Source organism: Pseudomonas sp. F2, assembly GCF_057174385.1.
Genome location: NZ_CM169904.1, coordinates 4,262,578 through 4,285,325, shown reverse-complemented (window position 1 = coordinate 4,285,325; position 22,748 = coordinate 4,262,578). Strand labels below are relative to the sequence as shown.

At 61.0% G+C, this 22,748-nt stretch carries 22 protein-coding genes; 11 read left to right on the top strand and 11 right to left on the bottom strand.

Annotated features, from left to right (window positions below; genetic code table 11):
- Positions 1–29: 29 nt before the first annotated feature.
- Together AC193Q_RS19350 and rep are read right to left on the bottom strand one after the other, a co-directional pair.
- Positions 30–602, bottom strand: coding sequence for a xanthine phosphoribosyltransferase (locus AC193Q_RS19350; protein ID WP_003229440.1), 573 nt, complete (start codon positions 600–602; stop codon positions 30–32).
- Positions 603–659: 57 nt separating this feature from the next.
- The gene (gene rep / locus AC193Q_RS19345) at positions 660–2,669 is read right to left on the bottom strand and encodes a DNA helicase Rep (RefSeq protein ID WP_027610430.1); all 2,010 of its coding nucleotides are present in this window, start codon (positions 2,667–2,669) and stop codon (positions 660–662) included.
- A gap of 254 nt (positions 2,670–2,923) precedes the next feature.
- On the opposite strand from rep, the gene AC193Q_RS19340 reads away from it, so the two are divergent.
- Positions 2,924–4,594 (top strand): putative bifunctional diguanylate cyclase/phosphodiesterase, encoded by a 1,671-nt coding sequence (locus AC193Q_RS19340; RefSeq protein ID WP_041071967.1) that lies wholly within the window; start codon positions 2,924–2,926, stop codon positions 4,592–4,594.
- A 70-nt stretch (positions 4,595–4,664) separates the two neighbouring features.
- Here AC193Q_RS19340 and AC193Q_RS19335 read toward each other — a convergent pair whose 3' ends face one another.
- Complete coding sequence (locus tag AC193Q_RS19335; protein WP_182403003.1) at positions 4,665–6,065, bottom strand: NorM family multidrug efflux MATE transporter; 1,401 nt, start codon at positions 6,063–6,065, stop codon at positions 4,665–4,667.
- A 153-nt stretch (positions 6,066–6,218) separates the two neighbouring features.
- Here AC193Q_RS19335 and AC193Q_RS19330 point away from each other — a divergent pair, with 153 nt between their 5' ends.
- The 3 genes from AC193Q_RS19330 (at position 6,219) to AC193Q_RS19320 (ending at position 10,739) form a co-directional block, all read left to right on the top strand.
- Positions 6,219–7,139 carry a LysR substrate-binding domain-containing protein gene (locus AC193Q_RS19330; protein ID WP_483878701.1) on the top strand — a complete coding sequence of 307 codons (921 nt, stop codon included), beginning with the start codon at positions 6,219–6,221 and terminating at the stop codon, positions 7,137–7,139.
- A gap of 189 nt (positions 7,140–7,328) precedes the next feature.
- A complete protein-coding gene (locus tag AC193Q_RS19325; RefSeq protein WP_095668026.1) occupies positions 7,329–9,305 on the top strand; it encodes a methyl-accepting chemotaxis protein in 1,977 nt (658 codons plus the stop codon).
- Between the two features lie 219 nt (positions 9,306–9,524).
- Positions 9,525–10,739: an aldose 1-epimerase family protein gene (locus AC193Q_RS19320; protein WP_121182604.1), complete on the top strand. Its 1,215-nt coding sequence runs from the start codon at positions 9,525–9,527 to the stop codon at positions 10,737–10,739.
- Here AC193Q_RS19320 and AC193Q_RS19315 read toward each other — a convergent pair.
- Positions 10,736–12,229, bottom strand: coding sequence for a YifB family Mg chelatase-like AAA ATPase (locus AC193Q_RS19315; RefSeq protein ID WP_121182602.1), 1,494 nt, complete (start codon positions 12,227–12,229; stop codon positions 10,736–10,738). The two genes, AC193Q_RS19320 and AC193Q_RS19315, sit on opposite strands and share 4 nt — an antisense overlap.
- 783 nt (positions 12,230–13,012) lie before the next feature.
- Complete coding sequence (locus AC193Q_RS19310) at positions 13,013–13,273, bottom strand: accessory factor UbiK family protein (protein ID WP_041071977.1); 261 nt, start codon at positions 13,271–13,273, stop codon at positions 13,013–13,015.
- Between the two features lie 413 nt (positions 13,274–13,686).
- Between AC193Q_RS19310 and glnK the strand changes: the two genes are divergently transcribed.
- The 4 genes from glnK (at position 13,687) to sutA (ending at position 16,471) form a co-directional block, all read left to right on the top strand.
- Complete coding sequence (gene glnK / locus AC193Q_RS19305) at positions 13,687–14,025, top strand: P-II family nitrogen regulator (RefSeq protein ID WP_002555808.1); 339 nt, start codon at positions 13,687–13,689, stop codon at positions 14,023–14,025.
- Positions 14,026–14,062: 37 nt separating this feature from the next.
- On the top strand, positions 14,063–15,400 hold the full coding sequence (locus AC193Q_RS19300) for an ammonium transporter (RefSeq protein WP_027610437.1): 1,338 nt from the start codon (positions 14,063–14,065) through the stop codon (positions 15,398–15,400).
- Between the two features lie 216 nt (positions 15,401–15,616).
- A complete protein-coding gene (locus AC193Q_RS19295; protein WP_003229414.1) occupies positions 15,617–16,042 on the top strand; it encodes a secondary thiamine-phosphate synthase enzyme YjbQ in 426 nt (141 codons plus the stop codon).
- A gap of 102 nt (positions 16,043–16,144) precedes the next feature.
- Entirely contained in the window at positions 16,145–16,471 is a 327-nt protein-coding gene (gene sutA / locus AC193Q_RS19290) for a transcriptional regulator SutA (protein ID WP_007951900.1), read from the top strand.
- A gap of 252 nt (positions 16,472–16,723) precedes the next feature.
- Here the strand turns inward: sutA and AC193Q_RS19285 are convergent, their stop codons facing one another.
- The 6 genes from AC193Q_RS19285 to lptM are packed head-to-tail and all read right to left on the bottom strand — an operon-like array spanning position 16,724 to position 21,333.
- Positions 16,724–17,431 carry an HAD-IA family hydrolase gene (locus tag AC193Q_RS19285; RefSeq protein ID WP_121182600.1) on the bottom strand — a complete coding sequence of 236 codons (708 nt, stop codon included), beginning with the start codon at positions 17,429–17,431 and terminating at the stop codon, positions 16,724–16,726.
- The gene (gene xerC, locus AC193Q_RS19280) at positions 17,428–18,327 is read right to left on the bottom strand and encodes a tyrosine recombinase XerC (protein ID WP_041071985.1); all 900 of its coding nucleotides are present in this window, start codon (positions 18,325–18,327) and stop codon (positions 17,428–17,430) included. The genes AC193Q_RS19285 and xerC overlap by 4 nt, the downstream gene beginning before the upstream one ends.
- 2 nt (positions 18,328–18,329) lie before the next feature.
- On the bottom strand, positions 18,330–19,055 hold the full coding sequence (locus AC193Q_RS19275) for a DUF484 family protein (protein ID WP_121182598.1): 726 nt from the start codon (positions 19,053–19,055) through the stop codon (positions 18,330–18,332).
- Positions 19,056–19,068: 13 nt separating this feature from the next.
- Positions 19,069–19,899, bottom strand: a complete 831-nt coding sequence (dapF, locus tag AC193Q_RS19270) for a diaminopimelate epimerase (RefSeq protein WP_095668029.1) — start codon at positions 19,897–19,899, stop codon at positions 19,069–19,071.
- Between the two features lie 3 nt (positions 19,900–19,902).
- Positions 19,903–21,150: a diaminopimelate decarboxylase gene (lysA, locus tag AC193Q_RS19265; protein ID WP_047297260.1), complete on the bottom strand. Its 1,248-nt coding sequence runs from the start codon at positions 21,148–21,150 to the stop codon at positions 19,903–19,905.
- Positions 21,151–21,159: 9 nt separating this feature from the next.
- On the bottom strand, positions 21,160–21,333 hold the full coding sequence (gene lptM, locus AC193Q_RS19260) for an LPS translocon maturation chaperone LptM (RefSeq protein ID WP_007911098.1): 174 nt from the start codon (positions 21,331–21,333) through the stop codon (positions 21,160–21,162).
- Between the two features lie 224 nt (positions 21,334–21,557).
- On the opposite strand from lptM, the gene cyaY reads away from it, so the two are divergent.
- From cyaY to rnk, 3 genes are all read left to right on the top strand, one after another.
- The gene (gene cyaY / locus AC193Q_RS19255) at positions 21,558–21,884 is read left to right on the top strand and encodes an iron donor protein CyaY (RefSeq protein ID WP_041071991.1); all 327 of its coding nucleotides are present in this window, start codon (positions 21,558–21,560) and stop codon (positions 21,882–21,884) included.
- A 2-nt stretch (positions 21,885–21,886) separates the two neighbouring features.
- Positions 21,887–22,105 carry a DUF1289 domain-containing protein gene (locus tag AC193Q_RS19250; RefSeq protein WP_047297259.1) on the top strand — a complete coding sequence of 73 codons (219 nt, stop codon included), beginning with the start codon at positions 21,887–21,889 and terminating at the stop codon, positions 22,103–22,105.
- 228 nt (positions 22,106–22,333) lie between these two features.
- The gene (rnk, locus tag AC193Q_RS19245) at positions 22,334–22,744 is read left to right on the top strand and encodes a nucleoside diphosphate kinase regulator (RefSeq protein WP_103521296.1); all 411 of its coding nucleotides are present in this window, start codon (positions 22,334–22,336) and stop codon (positions 22,742–22,744) included.
- Positions 22,745–22,748: the final 4 nt, after the last annotated feature.

Below are 22,748 nucleotides of genomic sequence, written 5' to 3'. Positions count from 1 at the left end.
AATTGCGGTGTATTCGCGTCTTTCAGCCGTTACTCGATGAAGGTGACGACACCATCCTTCAGCGACTTCACGCGAGCCAGCGATTCAACGCGATAGCCCTGCGAGTCCAGCTCGGCACGCCCACCCTGGAATGACTTCTCGATCACGATGCCCAGACCGGCAACCGTGGCGCCAGCCTGTTTGATGATCGAGATCAGCGCCTGCGAAGCCTTACCGTTGGCCAGGAAGTCGTCGATGATCAGCACGCGGTCGCTGCTGGTCAGGTGACGCGGGGAGATGGCCACGGTGCTTTCGGTCTTCTTGGTGAACGAGTAAACGGTCGCCGACAGCAGGTTTTCGGTCAGGGTCAGGGACTGTTGCTTGCGGGCGAAGATCACCGGCACGCCGAGGTTCAGACCGGTCATGATCGCCGGGGCAATGCCCGAGGCTTCGATGGTGACGATCTTGGTGATGCCCGAATCCTTGAACAGCGTGGCGAATTCGTCGCCGATCAGCTTCATCAGGGCCGGGTCGATCTGGTGGTTCAGGAAGGCGTCGACCTTCAGGACCTGGTCGGAAAGCACGATGCCTTGTTCGCGGATTTTCTGGTGCAATGCTTCCATGAAGCTGTCCTCATTTGGCGCTTTGTGCGCCGAAGGTCTAGTAAAAAGTGGTCAATTCTAGCGCTTTAACATCGCGCGTATATCAGCCAGTGCGCTGTTGCCCCGCACGGCTTTGACTTCGGTCGGTGTGTCGTCGTTGCCTTCCCACGCCAGATCGTCCGGCGGCAGTTCATCGAGGAAGCGGCTGGGCGCGCAATCGATGATCTCGCCGTACTGTTTGCGTTTGGCAGCGAAGGTGAAGGCCAGGGTCTGACGCGCGCGGGTGATGCCCACGTAGGCCAGGCGGCGTTCCTCTTCGATGGTGTCGGCTTCGATGCTGGAGCGGTGCGGAAGGATTTCCTCTTCCATGCCCATGATGAACACGTAAGGGAATTCCAGGCCCTTGGACGCATGCAGGGTCATCATCTGCACGCCTTCGGCGCCGTCCTCTTCTTCCTGCTGACGCTCGAGCATGTCGCGCAGGACCAGTTTGCCGATGGCGTCTTCGACGGTCATCTCGCCGTCTTCGTCTTTTTCCAGGGTGTTCTTCAAGGCCTCGATCAGGAACCAGACGTTGCTCATCCGGTAGTCCGCAGCCTTGTCGCTGGAACTGTTGGTACGCAGCCAGTTCTCGTAGTCGATGTCCATGACCATGCTGCGCAGGGCCGAGATCGGGTCTTCGCCGGCGCACTGTTCACGGACCTTGTCCATAAAGCGTTTGAAGCGCGACAGGCGATCGGTGAAGCGGCTGTCCAGATGCTCGCCCAGACCGATTTCGTCAGTGGCGGCGTACATCGAGATCTTGCGTTCGGTGGCGTAGTTGCCGAGTTTTTCCAGGGTCGTGGAGCCGATTTCCCGACGCGGCACGTTGATCACCCGCAGGAAGGCGTTGTCGTCATCCGGGTTCACGATCAGGCGGAAGTAGGCCATCAGGTCCTTCACTTCCTGACGCCCGAAGAAACTGTTGCCGCCGCTCAGGCGATACGGCACTTGGTGATGCTGCAACTTCAGTTCGATCAGCTTGGCCTGGTAGTTGCCGCGATAGAGAATCGCAAAATCGCTGTACGGGCGGTCGGTACGCAAGTGCAGGCTGAGGATTTCCATGGCCACGCGCTCGGCTTCGGCGTCCTCGTTGCGGCAGCGGATCACGCGGATCTCGTCGCCGTGGCCCATCTCACTCCACAGCTGCTTTTCGAATTCGTGCGGGTTGTTCGAGATCAGCACGTTGGCGCAGCGCAGGATGCGGCTGGTGGAGCGGTAGTTCTGCTCCAGCATCACCACTTTCAGCGACGGATAGTCGTCCTTGAGCAGCATCAGGTTTTCCGGCCGCGCGCCGCGCCAGGCGTAGATCGACTGGTCGTCGTCGCCCACCACGGTGAACTGGTTGCGCTTGCCGATCAGCATCTTCACCAGCAAGTACTGGCTGGCGTTGGTGTCCTGGTATTCGTCGACCAGCAGGTAACGCACCTTGTTCTGCCACTTTTCGAGAATGTCGGCGTGCTCTTCGAAGAGCTTTACCGGCAGCAGGATCAGGTCGTCGAAGTCCACCGCGTTGAACGCTTTGAGTGTGCGCTGGTAGTGGGTGTAAACGATGGCAGCGGTCTGTTCCTTGGGATTGCGCGCGTTTTCCAGCGCCTGGGCCGGCAGGATCAGGTCGTTTTTCCAGGCGCCGATCATGTTCTTGATCTCGTCGACGCCGTCGTCGCCTGCGTATTCCTTTTGCATGATGTCGGTCATCAGGGCTTTGACGTCGGTCTCGTCGAAGATCGAGAAACCGGGTTTGTAGCCCAGCCGCGCATGCTCCTTGCGGATGATGTTCAGGCCCAGGTTGTGGAAGGTGCAGACCGTCAGGCCGCGACCTTCACCGGCACGCAGCAGGGTGCCGACCCGCTCCTTCATCTCGCGCGCAGCCTTGTTGGTAAAGGTCATGGCGACAATGTACTGGGCGCGGATGCCGCAGTTCTGGATCAGGTGCGCAATCTTGCGGGTGATCACGCTGGTCTTGCCGGAGCCAGCGCCGGCGAGCACCAATAGAGGGCCGCCGACGTAGTTCACGGCTTCTTGCTGCCGGGGATTGAGTCGGGACATACGAAAATTCGGGAGTCGTTGACGAAATGGGCCGGCATTTTAACAGGCTCAGCGATTTGTGCTGCTCTCTCCGACTTGTGACGCACCACGCGATTCAAATTTGCCGGTTTTGTTACTTTCGCGGAGGATACACGGTGATTTTGCGGCTAATGTTCTCATTCGTGACACAAAATAACGTTCTGATAATCGTTGTCATTGAACATCGCAACGGCATAATGCCCCGCCCACATCATTGCAGAGTCTAGGGAGCTAGCTTGTCTACGCCTGTCGAACCCTTGCGTTTGCTGCTACTGGCCGAAGAGCCAGCGTGGACAGCGTTATTGCGCGAGTGTCTGGCTCCGATGGGGAGCGCGGCGGTGCTGATCAGCGCGCCGAGCTGGGAGTCGGTCAGCAGTCTGTTCGAAGACAATCGCCACGCGGTGTTATTGACCGTTCCCGCGTTGCAGCCGGCCCCGGGCCGTTGCAGCCTGCCGACGGTGTTGCTGCTGGAGCACGAACCCGCCACTGCGCCGGTGGGTGTCAGTGACTGGCTGGTGTTTGACGCGCTTGACGCCGGCATGCTGCGCCGCTGCCTGCGCCACGTGCGTGAACGCGGCGTGCTGGAAAACACCCTGCAACGCCTGGCCGAACAGGATCCGCTGACCGGCATCGCCAACCGTCAGGGCTTCCAGACCCTGCTCGCGGCGCGTCTGGCGGAAAACGACGGCCGTGGCCTGGCCCTCGGGCATCTCGATCTCGACAACTTCCGCCACGCCAACGACGCCCTCGGCCATCAGGCCGGCGACCGGCTGATCCTGCAGGTCGTTGCGCGGCTGAAAAGCCAGCTCGAGGCCGGTGATCAACTGGCGCGGCTGGGCAGCGACGAATTTGCCTTGCTGATCGACACTCGCCGTGCGCCACAACGCGCCGAGTGGATGGCCGAACGCATCACCGAAGCCTTGTCCGAGCCGTATTGGGTCGATGGCGAAAGCCTGTTGATCGGCTCCAGCCTCGGCATCGCCCATGCCCGCGCACAAGGTGGCGCCGATCCGCTGATGTGGCATGCGCACATCGCCATGCAGCAGGCCAAGAGCACCCAGGGCTGCACGTTCCATATCTTCAACGAACGCATCAATCGCAACGCGCGGAGCATGGCCGACCTCGAAAGCGAACTGCGCCGGGCCTTGCGTCGTGATGAGCTGGAGTTGCACTACCAGCCACGGCTGAATCTGGCGGACGGGCAAATCGTCGGCCTCGAAGCGCTGGTACGCTGGCGTCATGGCGAGCGTGGTCTGCTGCCGCCGAGCGAATTCGTGCCGCTGGCTGAACAAAGCGGTTTGATCGTGCCGCTGGGTTACTGGGTGATTTCCCGCGCCCTGCGTGACATGCAGGCGCTGCGCGAGCGCGGGCTGCCTGCGCTGCACATGGCAATCAACCTGTCATTCCGCCAGTTTCAGGACAGTCAGTTGCTGCCGACGCTCAGTCGGCTGATTGCCGAGCGTGGGGTCGAGGCGCAGTGGCTGGAATTCGAACTCACCGAAACCGCCGTGATGCGCCGCAGCGATCTGGTCAAACAGACCATGGATGCCCTCGGCCGCCTCGGCGTGCGCTTCTCGCTGGATGACTTCGGCACCGGGTTCTCATCGTTCGTGCACCTCAACAGCCTGCCGATCACCTTGCTGAAGATCGACAAGAGCTTCGTCGGCGGCATGGAGCAGCGCGAAGAGAACCGCAAACTGGTGCACGCAATGATCAACCTCGCGCACAACCTGCATCTGGAAGTGGTGGCCGAAGGCGTGGAAACACCGGAACAGCTGGAGTTGTTGCGCGGCTTTGGCTGCGACCAGGTGCAGGGGTATCTGATCAGCCGGCCGTTGCCGTTGGCGGAGTTGGTTGAGTACCTGACGTTTGGCTCAAGCCAGCAGGTTTCTGTGGAGGCCGTTTAAAAGATCGCAGCCTGCGGCAGCTCCTACACAAATCCCTGTAGGAGCTGCCGAAGGCTGCGATCTTTTGATCCTAATCTGCGCGAACGGCCTCAAACCTCTGTGACACAGGCTCCAGCCGGATCATCCGCTTCATCTTCCATTCAAACGCCAGCGTCAGGCTCACCGCCGCACACGCCAGCCCCAGCGCCAGCCCCCACCAGACGCCCGTTGGCCCCCAATGCAGGTGAAACGCCATCCACCACGCCGCCGGCGCGCCGATCAGCCAATAGCAACCGAGGCCGACCAGAAACGTGGTTTTAGCGTCCTTGAGTCCACGGATACAGCCCATGGCAATCGTCTGTGTACCATCGAACAGCTCAAACCATGCCGCCACCGCCAGCAGGCTCACCGCCAGGCGGATCACCTCGGCAAACGCCGGGTCGTGGTGATCGAGGAACAACCCGACCAGTTGATTCGGCAACAGCCAGAACACCATGGCGAAACCCAGCATCACCACTGCGCCGAAGACGATGCCGACCCGGCCGGACATGCGTGCATCGCTCAGTTGCCCGGCGCCGTAGTGCTGGCCGACGCGCATGGTGATCGCGTAGGACATCCCCGCCGGCACCATGAACGCTACCGAAACGATCTGCAGGGCAATCTGGTGTGCGCCCAGTTGCGTGCTGCCCATGGTACCCATGCACAGCGCGGCGAAGGCGAACAAACCGACCTCCACGGCATAGGTGCCGCCAATCGGCAGGCCGAGTCGCCACAGTTCTTTCAGATACTGACGATTTGGCCGCGACAGGCCGGCGCGCAACGGGTAAGCGTCGTAGGCCGGGTGCCGACGGATGTGCCAGGCCAGCGCCAGCGCCATGCAGTTGGCAACGATTGCCGTGACCAGGCCGATGCCGGTCAGCCCCAGTTTCGGCAGGCCGAACAGGCCGGTGATCAGCGCGTAATTGAGCAGGAAGTTGGCCACAGTGCCGCCCAGGCTGATGACCATTACCGGCGTCGCCCGGCCGATCGCACTGGTAAAGCCGCGCAGGGCCATGAAGCTCAGATAGCCGGGCAGGGCAAAGGGCAGGGCGATGAGGAATTGCCCGGCGGCATGGACATTGGTTTCGGTTTGGCCGAACAGCAGTAACACCGGTTTCAGATTCCACAGCAGCAGACCGGCGCCCAGCGCCATCAGCCATGCCAGCCATAATCCGGCCTGAGTCAGGCGGGCCGCGCCGATGATGTCGCCGGCGCCCTGCCGGATCGCCACCAGGGTGCCGACCGCTGCGATCACGCCGATGCAGAAAATCGACACGAACGAATAACTTGCCGCGCCCAGTCCGCCACCGGCCAGCGCTTCGGGACTCAGGCGCGCCATCATCAGCGTGTCGGTCAGCACCATCAGCATGTGCGCCAACTGTGAAGCAATCAACGGCCCCGCCAGCCGCAGGATGGCCCAGAGTTCGGTACGCACAGGATGCTGCATGGTCATCACCACCCATTTATCAAAGGGAACACGAGACCGTCGATTCTCGGCGCTTGGCAGGGTTTGCACAAAAGGATAAAAAGGATGGGTGGCATGATTAAAACTCATCATGAGAACACCCCGTCGGGTTGACCGGATGCCGCTAGAGGAGCTTTGTGTATGTCCCGTCGTCTTCCACCCTTGTATGCCCTGCGCGCATTCGAAGCGGCGGCGCGGCACAGCTCGTTCACTCGGGCGGCCGAGGAGTTGTCGATCACCCAGAGTGCCGTCAGCCGGCACATCAAGACGCTGGAAGAGCATTTCGCCTGCAAGCTGTTTCACCGCAGCGGACGCAACCTGCAACTGACGGAATCGGCGCGGATGTTGTTGCCCGGCATTCGCGAGGGCTTTGCAGCCCTTGAGCGCGCCTGCAACACCTTGCGCGCCGAGGACGACATCCTGCGCATGAAAGCGCCATCGACCCTGACCATGCGCTGGCTGCTGGCGCGACTCAGTCGTTTCCGCCATCTGCAACCGGGTAACGAAGTGCAATTGACCAGTGCGTGGATGGACGTGGATTCGGTGGATTTCAACAATGAGCCATTCGATTGCGCGGTACTGCTCAGTGACGGGCACTTCCCGCCGGACTGGGAGGCCAGCCTGCTGTTTACCGAAGAACTGATCCCGGTCGGCGCGCCGAACCTGCTGAACGATCAACCCTGGGACGTGGCGCGGCTGGCCTCCACCGAGTTGCTGCACCCGACCCCGGACCGGCGTGACTGGCGCAGTTGGCTGGAGCATATGGGGCTGTCCGATCAGGTCTCGCTCAAGGGTGGGCAGGTGTTCGATACCCTCGAACTGGGCATGATCGCTGCCGCCCGTGGCTATGGGGTATCGATGGGGGATCTGCTGATGGTCGCCGAGGATGTGGCGCAGGGCCGCTTGAGCCTGCCGTGGCCGACTGCCGTCGCCAGTGGCCTGAATTACTACCTGGTATGGCCGAAAACCCGTCCGGGAGGTGAACGTTTGCGCCGTCTCAGTGATTTTCTGCAAGGCGAAGTGCGCGCCATGGTGCTGCCGCAGGTCAAGCGCTTGAGCTGAAACGTTAGAGCCGCCACAATGCCGGCCTTGCGCCATAACCCCGCTATTTACTCAAGTATTCGGTTTAACCGCCGAAAATGAGCATGTGGGACCGTCGTGCCGGTCTCCACGATTCCACCCCCATTATTAGAATTTTCCGAGCAGGTGCTGCGATCAAGGAGGATCCGGTGGCTCGGCCAGGAGCTGTTCATGTCTCAACCTCGCGCTCGGATCGCTTCGCAGCTGGGCCTCGCGCTCGCTGTGATATTGGCGATCGTCATCAGCGGCAGTACGGTATTCGCCCTGCGTTCGCTGGATTCCGCCAATCTCGCCACCCGTGAAGAACACCTCGCCAGTGAGGCGAGGCTGCTGGCTGACCAGTTGAGCACCTTCCACGGCACGCTGCGCGAGAGCACGCAGCGCCTGAGCGGGTTGTTTGAGAAGCGTTTCAGCGCGGGCCTGAGCATTCACCCGGATGAACCGGTGAACGTCGCCGGCACCCAGACCCCGGGCCTGCACCTGGGCAGTGAAGTGCTGAACAACAACTTCAAGGAAGTCGACGAGTTCAAGCAGATGACCGCTGGTGTCGCCACGCTGTTCGTGCGCAGCGGCGAAGATTTCGTGCGCGTCAGCACCTCGCTGACCAAACAGGACGGCACGCGCGCCATCGGCACTTTGCTCGATCATGCGCACCCCGCCTATGCCAGGTTGATGGCGGGGCAGGGCTACGTCGGCCGTGCCTTGTTGTTCGATCGTTCCTACATGACCCAATACACCCCGGTGCGCGACAGCAGCGGCAAGGTGATTGCGGTGTTGTTCGTTGGTTTTGACTACACCGATGCGCAGAACGCCCAGTTTGCCAATCTCAAGCGTTTCCGCATCGGCCAGACTGGTTCGTTGGCGCTGCTGGATGAGCAGAATAAATGGCTGGTGGCGCCGGCCGGCGTGCAAGCGCTGGATCAGGCCGTTCCGGTGATCAAGGGGCTGGCGGCGAAACCGGGCAAGGGTGAGTTCTGGAGCGACACCTCTGAAGACTTTTACAGCATTGCTGTTCCGTTCGAGGGCGGGCCTTGGTCGGTGGTGGCGAGCATGCCGAAAACCGAGATCCGCGCGGTGACCTGGAGTGTCGGTACGCAACTGGCTATCGGCAGTCTGCTGGCGATGTTGTTGGCGGTCGGTTCGGTGGTCTGGCTGCTGCGCAGCAAACTGGCGCCATTGAGCGATCTGGTACGTCAGGCCGAAGCCTTGGGCGCCGGTGATCTGAGCGTGCGCCTGAACGTGTCGAGCAATGACGAGATCGGCCAGCTGTCCCGCGCGTTCAACCAGATGAGCCAGGCGCTGTCGACCATGGTCGAGCACATCCGCCGCGCCTCGCAAGAGGTCAACAGCCGCGCCCAGGCGCTGTCCGGTTTGTCCGGCGGTGCGTACGAAGGTATGGAACAACAATCGGGTGAAATCACCAGCATGGCCGGCGCGGTGGAAGAGTTCAGCGCCACTTCGCTGAACATTGCCGACAACATGGGCGCGACTCAGCGTCTGGCGCAGGAAAATGCCCAGCAAACGCAGATCGGTCGCAGCTCGATGGAAGAAGCTTCGTCCTCGCTGGAGCAAATCGCTGGCGCGCTGAACACCACGGCGTCCGTGATCAACACGCTGGGTCAACGCTCTCAGGAAATTGGCGGCATCGTCAGTGTGATCACTTCGATTGCCGAACAGACCAACCTGCTGGCGCTCAACGCGGCGATTGAAGCGGCGCGGGCCGGTGAACAGGGCCGTGGTTTTGCCGTGGTGGCTGATGAAGTGCGTAACCTGGCGTCGCGCACCCGTCAGGCGACCGATGAAATTTCCGGGATGATCCACAGCATCCAGCAGGAAACCGGCAACGCCATCAGCACCATGGAACAGGGCAATGTGCTGATGCAGGAAGGCCTGTCGCGCAACGCCAATGTGGCTTCGGCGCTGGCGCGGATCGATGAACAGAGCCGTTCGGCAGGGCAGCAGTTTGCGGCGATTACCACGGCGACGCAGGAGCAGAGCAGCACGGCGACGCTGCTCAGCAGCAATCTGCAGAGTATTGCGCTGGCCAACAGCGAGCAGCGTGAAGTGGTTTCCAACCTCGCGGTCACCGCCAAAGAGCTTGAAAAGCTGGCGGCGGATCTGCGTTCCGAGGTTGATCGCTTCCGTTGATTCGGCCTTGATATAGCTTTCGCGAGCAGGCTCGCTCCCACAGTTTCCGGGGTCGCTCATAAATCGTTTGAGCACCCGAATACTCTGTGGGAGCGAGCCTGCTCGCGAATGCAACGCCGCCGATCCATGGCAAATCACTCTATATGTCTCTCATCTTTTCTTGCTGAAACGTTTCCGCAGCGCTATAAAAATGGCACAACTCCAATAAAGGCTGCTGCCATGACCCCGCTCAAACTCGCCGTTGCACTCGGCGTACTCTCTGCTGCTTCCCACGCCATGGCCTGGGATTACGTACTCCTCGATACCAACAAACCCGCGCAAAACTGGACAATCACCAGTGAGCAGCTCGGGGTGAAAACCGACAAGGCTTTCTCCGTGAGTCTGCGAACCTTGCACGGCGGACGACAGGAAGGTGTCAGCATCGTCGATATCGATAACGGCATTATGAAACTCTCGGTGGTGCCAACCCGTGGCATGAATGTCCTGCAGGCCTCCGTCGGTAATGTACGCATGGGTTGGGATTCGCCGGTCAAGGACGTGGTCAACCCGGCCTTCATCGAACTCAATGGGCGCGGAGGTCTGGGCTGGCTGGAAGGCTTCAATGAACTGGTGACCCGCTGCGGTTACGAATGGGTCGGCCATCCCGGCATGGACAATGGCGAGTTGCTGACCCTGCACGGCCGCGCTGCCAATATCCCGGCCAGCAGCGTCACGCTGCACATTGATGAAAAACCGCCCTACGCCATCAGCCTGCGCGGCGAACTGAAAGAGCAGGCGTTCAAGAAAGTCGACTTTTCGGTGATGACCGAGCTTGTCACTGAGCCCGGCAGCACCCGTTTTGCCCTTAACGATACGCTGACCAATAACGGCGATTATCCGAAGGAATACCAGGCGCTGTACCACAGCAATTTCAGCACGCCATTCCTCGAGCAGGGCGCGCGGTTCGCAGCACCGGTGAAACAGGTCTCGCCCTTCAACGACAAGGCCAAAGCCGAGTTGGCGGACTGGCAGACCTATCGCGGGCCGACCAAGGACTATGACGAAACCGTCTACAACGTCATACCTTACGCCGACGCCAAAGGCGAAACCTTGACCGTGCTGCATGACAAGGCTGGCAGCCTCGGTGTCTCCGTCGGCTTCAATACCCGGCAGCTGCCGGTATTTTCTCTGTGGAAAAACACCGACACCCAAGGGCAGGGCTATGTCACGGGCCTTGAGCCGGGAACCAGTTTTTCCTACAACCGCCGCTATCAGCGTCCGCTGAACCTGGTACCGACCATTGCGCCAAAGGCCAGCCAACAGTTTCAGATCAGCTACAGCCTGCTGGCAGACAAAAGCGCTGTGGATAACGCATTGAAGCGCGTGACCGAGATTCAGGCCGGGCGCGAAACCGAAGTACGGCAGGCGCCGCTGGTGGATTTGACCGAGCATTAAGGCATTGCCGGGCGGTATTGCAGCGCCTCCGCCAAGTGCTCACGCTTGATCGCATCCACTTGCTCAAGGTCCGCCAGTGTGCGCGCAACCTTGAGCAAGCGATGTGCCGAACGCAGTGAGAGTGTCAGCCGTTCACAGGCTGACTCGAGCCATTTCTCATCGGCTGTGGATAACTGGCAGTGCCGCTTGAGCTCCGGTAGATCAAGAAAGGCGTTGGCACAACACTGGCGCTTTTGCTGGCGTTCTCGTGCCTCGGCCACCACGGCTGCCGCACTGGCACTGTCCTCGCCCGGTTTGACCAATGGATTCAACGCCGTTGCCTCCCGCGCCACCGTCAGGTGCAGATCGATCCGATCCAGCAACGGCCCCGAGAGCTTGTTACGGTAGCGCTGCACCATGTCTGGTGTACACGAACACTTGCCGCTCGGTTCGCCCAGATATCCACAAGGGCAGGGGTTCATCGCTGCTACCAACTGAAAGCGCGCGGGGAATCGCACGCGATCCTTGGCTCTGGCGATCACGATATATCCGGATTCCAGAGGTTCGCGCAGTACCTCCAACACCTTGCGATCAAATTCCGGAAGCTCGTCGAGAAACAGCACGCCGTGGTGGGCGAGGGTGATTTCGCCGGGTTGTGGTTTCGAGCTGCCACCGACCAGCGCCGGCCCCGATGCAGAATGGTGCGGTTGACGGAATGGACGCTGCGGCCAATGAGTCAGCGGCACGCCGCTGGCGACCGATTGAATCGCCGCCACTTCCAGCGCTTCGGATTCGGACAGGGGCGGCAGCAGGCCTGGCAGGCGACTCGCCAGCAACGTTTTGCCAGTGCCCGGTGGCCCGCTGAACAACAGGTTGTGCGCGCCTGCCGCGGCAATCAGCAGCGCCCGTTTGGCGGCCATCTGCCCTTGCACTTCGTTGAGGTCGGGATAAGGTTTCGCCGCGTGGATCAGCCCGTCCGAGACATAAGGCTCGACCGGAGTATGTCCGTTGAAATGCGCCACGGCTTCCAGCAGATGATCCACCGCAAACACTTTCAGGCCAGAAGCCAGACAGGCCTCCTCGGCATTCGCCCGCGGCACCACCAGGGCCCGCCCGGCCTTGCGCGCCGCCAGCGCCGCTGGCAACACCCCGCGCACCGGCCGCACCGCGCCGGACAGCGCCAGTTCACCGAGGCATTCCACCTCATCCAGCGTGAGACACGGCACCTGCACACTTGCCGACAGAATCCCCAAGGCAATCGCCAGATCGAACCGCCCGCCGTCCTTGGGCAAATCCGCCGGCGCCAGATTCAGGGTGATCCGCCGCGCCGGAAACTGCAGCCCGGAATTGATGATCGCGCTGCGCACCCGATCCTTGCTCTCCTTCACCGCCGCCTCGGGCAGGCCGACCATGGTCAGCGACGGCAGGCCGTTGGCCAGATGAACTTCGACGGTAACGGCAGGTGCATCCACGCCTATCTGGGCGCGACTGTGGACGATGGACAGGGACATGGTCGTTCCTTGAGCTGAATCGGGGGCCGCTTCCTGCGGGTTTTTGAAGGGTAGTCGGGGAAAGGGGAGCTGGCGCGCGCGAACTTTCACTGGATGTTGCGGGAGGAGGTCAACCAATTTCGAGGCGAAAAAAAACCGCCTTGAGTAGACGGTTTTCAGTTTGCAGGCTTCGGTGAGGCCAAGGCCTGCGTATCCTTTGCGGACACACTCGTGTATGTGCAGGTTATGCACGTTTTCACGTTGACGCAAGCACCGACATCATTTGTCCAAAGTCAATATCACCTTGAAATGATTGACTCATTAAGGTGTGAAACATTGCTTAATCACTTGATACAACTTGTTTAAGTCCCCTTCGAACTACCGGCATAACATCCCCGGCGACGATGCCCACTCCTCGAGTTTTCGTGAAGTGTGGTCGGGAGCTAAAGATTTCATGTTCCTCGACACGGTATGAGACCCGTGCCGGTGCTGTTTTTGGGGAACCCACACCCGGCCGCCTTGGCGGACACACTCGTGTGTAGTCCCGAAGATGTTCGTACGCCGGAAAGTGCATCGGAGGTTTGGCCCCACGCAAGGAGGGCCAAAGTATGTCCAAGTTTCTTAAACATAGGTGGCGCCTCGTCAGAATCGCGTTATGGGCTTTTCGCCTGTACGAGTTTCTGCGAGACCGTTGGAATAATTCGTTGTAGAGGATTGATCTGACGGAAACCGCTCCTGCCTCGGCGGGGGCGGTTTGATGTCTATTCGCAAACTTGAAGGCGTCTCGGCCCGGCGGCTGCAGTCTTACTCGGCCGGCGGCGTCAGCCTGGCTTCCAGTTCTGCGACTTTGGCTTCAAGGCTTTCAAGGCGGGCGCGAGTTCGAGCCAGGACGACCATCTGGCTATCGAATTCTTCACGGCTCACCAGATCCAGTTTGCTGAAAGCACTTTGCAGCAGCATCTTGAACTGGCTTTCGATTTCGGCTTTTGGCAGCGGGGTGTCGCCGCTGAACAGGCGGGAGGCAGTGCCGCTCAGGGCGTCGAGGAAGTCTTTGGGCGCGAGCATGGAATGTGTCCTGTAAACAGTGGCGCGCAGTGTATCACGCAGTGTCTATAGTCATTGACGCAGGCACGGATGCACGCTTTTCGCGCAAGCGGACGGACGGCAGCGCACCGTTGTTGTGCGTAACCGTCGGGCGTTTTTCGTGCAAACGCCTGTGGCAGCGGCCAAAGGATTGAAATCAGAGGAATTTGGCGAGATGGCAAGCTTTCTGCTTAGTCGGTAGTGACCCATGCACTGATGCAGTCGCTGTGACGAATGCAGTGCGGCAGGCGGAGCGGGGAGTTTCGCCGGCAGCGGTTAGCTGGCGTCAGTCGGGCAGGCAAGGCCGACGATGCGTTACAAAGCCAGGCACTGCGCTTAGACTTGAGTCGGGTTTGTTTTCCTGGGGCAAGTCCACCAATTCGGGAGAGAGTTTCATGAAGCTAGTCACTGCCATCATCAAGCCGTTCAAGTTGGACGACGTGCGCGAGTCGCTGTCCGAAATCGGCGTGCAGGGCATTACCGTTACTGAAGTCAAAGGCTTCGGCCGGCAGAAGGGTCACACCGAGCTGTATCGCGGCGCGGAATATGTGGTCGATTTTCTGCCCAAGGTGAAAATCGACGTGGCCATCGACGACAAGGATCTGGATCGGGTTATCGAGGCGATAACCAAAGCGGCCAACACCGGCAAGATCGGTGACGGCAAGATCTTCGTGGTCAATCTGGAACAGGCGATTCGCATCCGTACCGGCGAAACCGATACCGACGCGATCTAAGCGCCGCCACAAACCCAACGCCCCAGGAGAAAACAATATGACTCTGCGTAAATTCGCAGGGCTAGGAGCCCTGTTGTCCATCGTAATGCCCGGCCTTGCAATGGCGGCAGACGAAGTGGCGGCCCCGGTCCTCAATTCCGGCGATACCGCCTGGATGCTCACCTCGACAGCCCTCGTGCTGTTCATGACCATCCCGGGCCTGGCGCTGTTCTACGGCGGCATGGTCCGCTCGAAAAACATTCTTTCCGTGATGATGCAATGCTTCGCCATTACCGGTCTGATCAGCATCCTGTGGGTCATTTATGGCTACAGCATTGCGTTCGACACCACCGGCATGGAGCAGGGCGTCGTCAACTTCAACTCGTTCTTCGGCGGCATGGGCAAGGCGTTCCTCGCCGGTGTCACGCCTTCGAGCCTGACCGGCCCGGCGGCGCTGTTCCCTGAGGCGGTGTTCATCACCTTCCAGATGACCTTCGCGATCATTACCCCGGCGCTGATCGTCGGTGCGTTCGCCGAGCGGATGAAGTTTTCCGCGATGCTGATCTTCATGGGCATCTGGTTCACCCTGGTCTATGCACCGATCGCGCACATGGTCTGGTCCGGTAACGGCGGCCTGATGTGGGACTGGGGTGTACTCGACTTCGCGGGTGGCACGGTGGTGCACATCAACGCCGGTGTGGCCGGTCTGATCGCCTGCCTGGTATTGGGCAAGCGTAAAGGCTTCCCGACTACCCCGATGGCGCCGCACAACCTCGGTTACACCCTGATGGGCGCGGCGATGCTGTGGGTCGGCTGGTTCGGTTTCAACGCCGGTTCCGCTGCAGCGGCCAACGGCACTGCCGGCATGGCGATGCTGGTTACTCAGATTGCAACCGCTGCGGCTGCGCTGGGCTGGATGTTTGCCGAGTGGATCACCCACGGCAAGCCAAGTGCGCTGGGCATCGCCTCGGGTGTGGTTGCCGGTCTGGTGGCAATCACCCCGGCTGCTGGCACCGTGGGCCCGATGGGCGCACTGGTGATCGGTCTGGCGGCGGGTGTGGTGTGCTTCTTCTGCGCCACCACCCTGAAACGCAAGCTTGGTTATGACGACTCCCTGGACGCATTCGGCGTGCACGGTATCGGCGGTATCCTCGGTGCGATCCTGACCGGTGTATTCGCTGCACCGTCGCTGGGCGGCTTCGGCACCGTGACCGACATCGCGGCGCAAGTGTGGATTCAGTGCAAAGGCGTCGGCTTCACAGTGATCTACACCGCGATTGTCACCTTCATCATCCTCAAGGTGCTGGACGCCGTGATGGGTCTGCGTGTGACCGAGGAAGAAGAATCGGTTGGCCTGGACCTGGCACAACACAACGAACGCGGCTACAACCTGTAAGTACGCGCATCGAAAAAACTTGCCCGGCTTGCCGGGCATTTTTTTGTCCGGGATTTGTCATTGAGAGAGCAACTGAAAGGATTTTTCGTACGGCTTTCGTCGTGTTTACGATGGGCATTTTTCTGCGGCCAATGGCTTACATCATTGCAGGAATATTAGGGCCTTTGTTTTTTCCCAGAGCGCGCTAGAATGCGCCCCGAACGTGCGGAGAACTGTATGTGGCAACAGACTCTGATAACTCTGCGGGCACGGCCCCGGGGCTTTCATCTGGTAACGGACGAGTTACTCGCCGGCCTGCCTGAACTCAAGGCGTGCCGGGTCGGTCTGTTGCATTTGTGGCTGCAGCATACCTCGGCGTCGTTGACCATCAACGAGAACGCCGATCCGGCGGTCCGTCGCGACTTCGAACGATTTTTCAATCGTCTGATCCCACAAGGAACAGACGGCTATGAGCATAACGACGAAGGCCTGGACGACCTCCCGGCGCACTTCAAAGCCAGCGTGCTTGGCTGCCAGATCAGTCTGCCGGTATCGGCGGGACGTCTGGCTCTGGGAACCTGGCAAGGCGTTTATCTGGGCGAGCACCGTGATCATGGCGGTGCCCGTAAAGTCCTCGCCACCTTGCACGGTGAAGGGGCGTAAACCGCTGGTCACCAGCGGTTACCGATTTTTTTCCGGCGACTTTCGACAGTCGCCAAAGCTGGTCTATAACTAATCTGCTTTTCGCAAGTCATGAGGTAGAACATGAGCGACGATGATCTGGAAAACGACGACCTCGAAGTAGGCGACGAAGACGAGGCCGAGGACGGTCTGGAAGCAGCAGCGGAAGACGTTGCTGAAGACGATGGCGGTGACGATACGCCGGCCCCGGCTGCCAAAGGCAAAGCCAAGGCTGCGGTGTCGGTAGACGAGTTGCCGAGCATCGAAGCCAAGAACAAGGAGCGCGACGCCCTGGCCAAGGCCATGGAAGAATTCCTTGCGCGCGGCGGCAAGGTGCAGGAAGTGGAGGCCAACGTGGTCGCCGATCCGCCCAAGAAGCCGGACAACAAGTACGGCAGCCGCCCTATCTGAGGCGTGTCACTTGCTTGCTGAAAAAGCCCGCCGTCGCTGCGGGCTTTTTCATGCCTGGAACAAATACTCCAGACTCGCCGCGATCCCTTGCAGGGGTGAGCCTTGTGGTGAGGGGATTTATCCCCGATGGGTCGCGAAGCGGCCCCTGATGCAGCACGCCCCACAGTCCTGACACACCGCGCAAGATGACTTCACGGCTGCTGCGCAACCGATCGGGGATAAATCCCCTCACCACAAAAAAGCGGTTGTGTGTCAGCAGGCGGTGGCATTCCAGCGGGCGAGCACTGCTGGCAGATCCGTGAGGTTACGGATTTCAGCATCCGGCTGTCGCTCGGCTTCCCAGACCTTGCCCGTCGGGTTGAACCAGATCGCGCGCATGCCCGCTTGCTGCGCGCCGGCAATGTCATCGCCTGGGTGATCGCCGATATGTACGGCGGTTTCGGCTGTGGCACCACCACGCTGCAACGCCTCGTGAAACAGCCGCGCATCCGGCTTGGCGATACCGATGTCTTCGGCGCACAACGCAAACTTGAAGTAATCGGCGAGCCCGAGGCGGCGTACGTCGGCATTGCCATTCGTGACCACGCCGAGGGCGTAGTGGTTGGCGAGGATTTCCAGGGTGGGTTCGACCTCGGGAAATACCGTGATCTGGTGCCGTGCCTGCAGGAACACTTCAAAACTTTTGTCGGCCAGATCCGAAGCTTCGCCGTGGGCGTACCCGGCGTCTTCCAGTGCGTGGAACAGCACCCGCCGGCGCAGCGCGCTGATGCGGTGCTTGAGGCCCGGTTCGCGGGTCAGCACCCGCTCGCGAATCGCCCACAGATGCTCCACCGGCACCGCGCCCAGGTTCGGTGCGTGTTCGCTCAGCCATTCGCGCAATACCGCTTCGGCGCTGACGATCACCGGGGCGGTGTCCCACAGGGTGTCGTCGAGGTCGAAGGTGATCAACTGGATGTTCATGAATCGTCGCCTTTGCTGCGTTTGGCCCGGGGGTGGGCGCTGTCGTAGACCGCCGCCAGGTGCTGGAAGTCCAGGTGGGTGTAGATCTGCGTGGTCTTGATGTCCGAGTGGCCGAGCAGTTCCTGCACCGCGCGCAGGTCCTGCGAGGATTCCAGCAAGTGGCTGGCGAAGGAGTGCCGCAGCATGTGCGGGTGCAGGTTCTGCCCCAGTTCACGTTCGCCGGCCAGTTTCACTCGCACCTGAATCGCCCGAGGGCCGAGGCGCCGGCCTTGCTGGCTGACGAACACAGCGTCGTCGGCCGGGTTGGTCATGGCCCGCAGCGGCAGCCATTGCTCCAGTGCTTCGCGAGCCTTTTTGCCGACCGGCAGCAGGCGGGTCTTGCTGCCCTTGCCGAGCACCTGAACCATGCCGTCGGCCAGATCCAGCTGATCGAGGTTGAGCCCGGTCAGTTCGGACAGGCGCAGGCCCGAGGAGTAGAACAGTTCGAGAATCGCTTGATCGCGACGGGCGAGAAAATCGTCCTCGACCGCACCTTCCAGCAGTTGCAAAGCACGGTCGGTGTCGAGGGTTTTCGGCAGGCGCCGTTCGCCTTTCGGCGGCGCCAGTCCGGTCGCCGGGTCGTGGTCGCACAGGCCTTCGCGATTCAGATAGTGATAGAGCCCGCGCACCGCCGAGAGCAGACGGGCAAGGCTGCGCGAGGATTGTCCCTGAGCATGCAGCCGGGCAATCAGGCTGCGCAGACGCTGAATATCCAGCGCCGCCCAACTGCCGATGTTCTGCTTGATGCACCAGCCGAGGACTTTATCGAGGTCGCGGCGGTAGGCCGACAGGGTGTGCGGCGACACCTGTCGCTCACTGCGCAGGTGTTCGCAGTAAGCGTCCAGTTGTCGTTCCATGTTCAGCGTACCGAGCGCAAGGAGCTGTTGACCCGTGGCAGCACGCGGCCCATGACTTCGGCGATGTAGCTGAGAAACAGCGTGCCGACGGAACTCTTGTAGTGCTGCGGATCGCGGCTGGCGATGGCCAGAATACCGTGGATGCCTTGGTGGCTGACGGCGACCACGGCGGTGGAGCCGATCTGCTTGCGCTGCTCTTCGCCGAACAGGAAGTCCAGCTCATGTTCACGCAGAGTGCCGCTGACGCTCTTGCCTTCGGTGAGCAGACCGCCGATCGCGGTTTGCGCGTCGGCATGAGTCACCCAGCGGCCAACCGGTACCGGGTTGTCGCCGAGCAGGATCAGGCTGACAAAGGGCACCTGAAAGTCCTGGCGCAGACTGTCTTCGACACTGATCACCACGTCTTCCAGGCTGGCCGCGTCCATCAGCGACAGAATCAGGCGCCGGGTCTTGTCGAACAGCCGGTCGTTGTCGCGGGCGACGTCCATCAAATGCGAGAGGCGATGACGCATCTCGATGTTGCGGTCGCGCAAAATGCTCATCTGCCGTTCGACCAGCGATACGGTGTCACCGCGCTGGTGGGGAATGCGCAAGGCGGGCAGCAGTTCTTCGTGCTCGACGAAGAAGTCCGGATGAGCCTCCAGGTATGCGGCAACCGCTGCCGCCTCCAGGCTCTCGGACGCTGATTCGTCGGACTGTCGGGCGGGTACCTGAGGCTTATCGGTCATGGCTTCTGCTCACTCAAAGACGCACTTGTCCTTCGTATACACGCACTGCCGGGCCGGTCATCAGCACTGGCTGGCCAGGGCCTGCCCATTCAATGGACAGACGCCCGCCGGGCAGGTCGATCAACAGCGGCGAATCCATCCACCCCTGGCTGATAGCCGCGACAGCCGCAGCGCAAGCCCCGGTGCCGCAGGCCTGGGTCTCCCCGGCGCCGCGTTCCCAGACGCGCAATTGCGCGCGGTGGCGGTCGATGACCTGGATGAAACCGACGTTGACCCGTGCCGGAAAGCGCGGATGGTGTTCGATTTTCGGTCCCAGTTCATGCACCGGTGCGGTATTGATGTCCTGCACGCGCAGCACCGCATGGGGGTTACCCATCGACACGGCGGCCAGTTCGACCGTGGTGCCGTCGACTTCCAGCTGATAGCTGGACGCCTGCGCCGGTGCGTCGAACGGAATGTCCGCTGGCACCAGGCGTGGTGCGCCCATGTTCACGCCGATCTGGCCGTCGTTACGCACATCCAGCTCGATGATGCCGCCCTTGGTCTCGACGCGAATCTGCCGTTTGGCGGTCAGGCGTTTGTCGAGCACGAAACGCGCGAAGCAGCGCGCACCGTTGCCGCACTGTTCCACTTCCGAGCCATCGGAGTTGAAGATCCGGTAACGGAAATCCACGTCCGGGTTGCTCGGCGCTTCGACAATCAGCAACTGGTCGAAACCGATACCGGTGTGCCGGTCGCCCCATTGCTTGGCGTGCTTGGGCTGAATATGCGCGTGCTGGCTGACCAGGTCGAGAACCATGAAGTCATTGCCCAGGCCGTGCATTTTGGTAAAACGCAGCAGCATGGGTTACTCCGGCAGCAGGCTTTCGCCGGCAAACAGCTCAGCCACGGTTTCGCGGCGGCGCACTTCCAAAACCTGATCACCGTCTACCAGCACTTCAGCGGCACGGCCGCGGGTGTTGTAGTTGGAACTCATCACAAAGCCATAGGCACCGGCCGAATGCACGGCCAGCAGGTCGCCTTCTTCCAGCGCCAGCTCACGATCCTTGGCGAGGAAATCGCCGGTTTCGCAGATCGGGCCGACGATGTCGTATTTGCGCGCAGCGGAGTCACGCGGTTTGACGGCGGTGACGTCCATCCAGGCCTGATACAGCGCCGGGCGGATCAGATCGTTCATCGCCGCGTCGACGATGGCGAAATCCTTGTGTTCGGTGTGCTTGAGGTATTCGACCTGGGTCAGCAGCACGCCGGCGTTGGCGACGATGAAGCGGCCCGGCTCGAACACCAATGCCAGATCACGACCATTCAAACGCTCGCGCACAGCCTTGATGTAGTCGCCGGCCAGTGGCGGCTCTTCATCGCGATAACGCACGCCCAGGCCGCCACCGAGATCGATGTGGCGCAGGTGGATGCCGCAATCGCCGAGGCGATCGACCAGATCGAGCAGACGGTCGAGGGCATCGAGGAACGGTGGCAGGCTGGTCAGTTGCGAGCCGATGTGGCAATCGACACCGATCACTTCCAGGTTCGGCAGGTGCGCGGCACGCACGTACACATCTTCGGCGTCGGCGATCGCGATGCCGAACTTGTTCTCTTTGAGACCGGTGGAAATGTACGGGTGGGTGCCGGCATCGACGTCCGGGTTGACGCGCAACGAGATCGGCGCGCGAACGCCCAGCTCGGCGGCCACCACTTGCAGGCGCTCCAGCTCGTCGGTGGATTCGACGTTGAAGCAGTGCACGCCGACTTCCAGCGCGCGACGCATGTCGTCACGGGTCTTGCCGACACCGGAGAAGACGATCTTGTCGGCGCTGCCGCCAGCGGCCAGCACACGCTCCAGTTCGCCACGGGAAACGATGTCGAAACCGGCGCCGAGACGGGCCAGGACATTCAGCACGCCGAGGTTGGAATTAGCCTTTACGGCGTAGCAGACCAGGTGCGGCATGCCCGCCAAGGCATCGGCGTAGGCCAGATACTGGGCTTCGATGTGCGCACGCGAGTAGACATAGGTGGGCGTGCCGAAGCGGTCGGCGATGGCGGACAGCGCCACACCTTCCGCGAACAGTTCCCCGCCACGGTAGTTAAAAGCGTCCATGGCGATCCCTTATTGGTAAACGTCGTGCTTGTGTGCTTTGGACGGCTGCTTTTGCGAAGACTGGGCTTGCTCGGCCGGGTCCTGATCGTCATCCGGCAGGTACAGCGGGCCTTTTTGACCACAGGCCGAAACGAGGCAGGCAACCGCGACGAGCGCAGCAAGGGAAGAGATCAGGCGCTTCATGGCGAAATCCTTGAAAATGCGTTAATTGCGCCGGAGTATACCGGCCACCCGGCAGCTTGCCTATGCGAGGGGGTTCCCGTCCGGCGGGGCTCTCTGGATACTGGCAATTCCTGCGGGAGCGCTGGATGGGAAATGGTGCTTGGTCGTTAATCTTTGCAATCGGCCGGCAGCGTCCGTATCTTGCGGCGCTTGAGCCTGACCCGACATTTTTTGAGGTTGCCACAATGAGTTTGTCCGAAGCGCGTTTCCACGATCTGGTCGATGCCACCCAGCAGGCGTTGGAAGAGTTGCTGGAGGATCATGCCGACGATATCGAGATCACGGCCGGCATGATGACCATCAAGTTCGATAACGGCAGCCAGTTGATCATCAGTCGCCAGGAGCCGCTGCGTCAGCTGTGGCTGGCGGCGCGTTCCGGTGGATTCCATTTCGACTACGACGAAGAGTCGGGCAAATGGAGCTGCGAGAAGTCTGAAGAACTGCTCGGTGAAGTACTGGCTCGTTGCGTTCAGGACCAGACCGGCCTCGAGCTGGACTTCGAAGAGATCTGATCGTGACCGAGGTTGCCCCGCGCCCACCCAAGCCGCTCTACAGCAACGTCAGTCCTGCGGTGCCGTCACCGTGCAGCGGCGTGTGCCGGCTGGATGAGCAGAAGGTTTGCCTTGGCTGCTTCCGCCATGTCGAGGATATTCGCGAATGGCGCTCGGCGGACGATCAACGCCGCCGGGTGATTGTTGCCCAGGCCGCCAGGCGCAGAACCACCTCCCTGTAGGAGCTGCCGAAGGCTGCGATCTTTTGATCTTGCTCCTTGAAAAGCAAAGATCGCAGCCTGCGGCAGCTCCTACAGGGTTAGCGGGGTGCCGGGTGGGTGGCTTGTATATTTTTTGAGCTGTGATAGTGTCCGAACACGCCTCAACCCATCGAGGCCTGGTGAAAACCCCGTCTTTTTTGGCGGGGTTTTGCTTTTTTTGTGTGCAGAAGAAAGGAGTCTGCCCGGATCATGACCGCACCTTCCATCACCCTTACCCGTCTGGACGTACAACGTCTGGAGCGCCTGATCGACAGCCTGGATGACACGCTGCCGGGCGTGATCGCGCTGCAAACCGAACTGGACCGCGCCGATACACTGGTCGGCCACGATGAAGTGCCCGCTGATGTCGTGACGATGAATTCCCGCGTGCACTGCCGCGAAGAAGGCAGCGGCAAGGATTATCACCTGACGCTGGTCTATCCCAAGGATGCCAATGCTGACGAAGGCAAGATCTCGATCCTCGCACCGGTCGGCAGCGCGCTGCTGGGCCTGAAGGTCGGTCAGCACATCGACTGGCCCGCGCCGGGTGGCAAGACCCTGAAACTGACTTTGCTGGAAGTCGAGTCGCAACCGGCCAACGGCGGTGATTTCCGCGAGTGACCCC

Bases quoted from the DNA above. Each gene is read 5' to 3' on its own strand.
- AC193Q_RS19350 (WP_003229440.1), bottom strand. From the start codon at position 602: ATGGAAGCATTGCACCAGAAAATCCGCGAACAAGGCATCGTGCTTTCC.
- rep (WP_027610430.1), bottom strand. From the start codon at position 2,669: ATGTCCCGACTCAATCCCCGGCAGCAAGAAGCCGTGAACTACGTCGGC.
- AC193Q_RS19335 (WP_182403003.1), bottom strand. From the start codon at position 6,065: ATGACCATGCAGCATCCTGTGCGTACCGAACTCTGGGCCATCCTGCGG.
- AC193Q_RS19330 (WP_483878701.1), top strand. From the start codon at position 6,219: ATGTCCCGTCGTCTTCCACCCTTGTATGCCCTGCGCGCATTCGAAGCG.
- AC193Q_RS19325 (WP_095668026.1), top strand. From the start codon at position 7,329: ATGTCTCAACCTCGCGCTCGGATCGCTTCGCAGCTGGGCCTCGCGCTC.
- AC193Q_RS19320 (WP_121182604.1), top strand. From the start codon at position 9,525: ATGACCCCGCTCAAACTCGCCGTTGCACTCGGCGTACTCTCTGCTGCT.
- AC193Q_RS19315 (WP_121182602.1), bottom strand. From the start codon at position 12,229: ATGTCCCTGTCCATCGTCCACAGTCGCGCCCAGATAGGCGTGGATGCA.
- AC193Q_RS19310 (WP_041071977.1), bottom strand. From the start codon at position 13,273: ATGCTCGCGCCCAAAGACTTCCTCGACGCCCTGAGCGGCACTGCCTCC.
- glnK (WP_002555808.1), top strand. From the start codon at position 13,687: ATGAAGCTAGTCACTGCCATCATCAAGCCGTTCAAGTTGGACGACGTG.
- AC193Q_RS19300 (WP_027610437.1), top strand. From the start codon at position 14,063: ATGACTCTGCGTAAATTCGCAGGGCTAGGAGCCCTGTTGTCCATCGTA.
- AC193Q_RS19295 (WP_003229414.1), top strand. From the start codon at position 15,617: ATGTGGCAACAGACTCTGATAACTCTGCGGGCACGGCCCCGGGGCTTT.
- sutA (WP_007951900.1), top strand. From the start codon at position 16,145: ATGAGCGACGATGATCTGGAAAACGACGACCTCGAAGTAGGCGACGAA.
- AC193Q_RS19285 (WP_121182600.1), bottom strand. From the start codon at position 17,431: ATGAACATCCAGTTGATCACCTTCGACCTCGACGACACCCTGTGGGAC.
- xerC (WP_041071985.1), bottom strand. From the start codon at position 18,327: ATGGAACGACAACTGGACGCTTACTGCGAACACCTGCGCAGTGAGCGA.
- AC193Q_RS19275 (WP_121182598.1), bottom strand. From the start codon at position 19,055: ATGACCGATAAGCCTCAGGTACCCGCCCGACAGTCCGACGAATCAGCG.
- dapF (WP_095668029.1), bottom strand. From the start codon at position 19,899: ATGCTGCTGCGTTTTACCAAAATGCACGGCCTGGGCAATGACTTCATG.
- lysA (WP_047297260.1), bottom strand. From the start codon at position 21,150: ATGGACGCTTTTAACTACCGTGGCGGGGAACTGTTCGCGGAAGGTGTG.
- lptM (WP_007911098.1), bottom strand. From the start codon at position 21,333: ATGAAGCGCCTGATCTCTTCCCTTGCTGCGCTCGTCGCGGTTGCCTGC.
- cyaY (WP_041071991.1), top strand. From the start codon at position 21,558: ATGAGTTTGTCCGAAGCGCGTTTCCACGATCTGGTCGATGCCACCCAG.
- rnk (WP_103521296.1), top strand. From the start codon at position 22,334: ATGACCGCACCTTCCATCACCCTTACCCGTCTGGACGTACAACGTCTG.